The sequence below is a fragment of the Variovorax glucosi genome (assembly GCF_051216695.1).
Classification (GTDB): Bacteria; Pseudomonadota; Gammaproteobacteria; order Burkholderiales; family Burkholderiaceae_C; genus Variovorax.
The window spans coordinates 656-1,296 of sequence record NZ_JBPJZE010000161.1 but is presented as its reverse complement, the minus strand read 5'-3'; the positions used below and the strand labels follow the sequence as shown (position 1 = coordinate 1,296).

General features: G+C 64.1%; 1 protein-coding gene. It reads right to left on the bottom strand.

Annotation, left to right across the window (positions count from 1 at the left end; translation table 11 throughout):
* On the bottom strand, positions 1-544 hold a 544-nt coding region (locus ACSFA3_RS23860; protein ID WP_435507884.1), incomplete at its 3' end, for a DUF2169 domain-containing protein.
* Between the last annotated feature and the right edge of the window lie 97 nt (positions 545-641).

The window sequence follows — 641 nt, the reverse complement described above, 5'->3', positions numbered from 1 at the left end:
CCGACGCCAGATCGGAGTTCATGTCCACGTGAACGCCATCGAGGGTCATCTCAAGCGTGGCAGCGTCTCCATCGTTCCAATGCGCGGCGGCGGACAAGCGCACGCCGGGCAGCCAAACCTGGATGTGAGCGTGGTCAGGGTGCATGTGAAGAAGCTGCAGTTCTTCATCGCCGTTCAACCGTCCCTCGTGAATGAGACCCGGCGCGGCGTATTGGTAGAAGCGGTAGTCGAAGTCGTCGGGCAACAGAGGATGCTTTGTCTCCAGCCACGCATCGTCGAAGGTGCCCGTGAACTGCTGGCGCGGTCGCCATACCGGTGGCAGCAGGCCAAAGCCTTGCGGCACATAGTCGTGGCGTCGCCAGTCGAGAACCGGGTCGGCGGGGTCTTCGATGCAAGGGGCAGGAATGTCAGCGTCCCCGAGGCTGTGCTCCGCGTCCACGATGCCGCATCCGATGGGGTTGTGGCGATGAACGTCGACGGGCGTCTGCTCGTCGCCCGTGCCGGGTATCGCTCCCCCGAAAGCTCCGCGCCAGTCGAGTGCCACGGCCTTTACCGGCCGGGCTGGTGAGAGCACCCAATCCTTCTTCTTCCCGGACGCTCCGTCTTTGTCATCGCCCTTTTGCCTCGCGGCGCACTGCCAG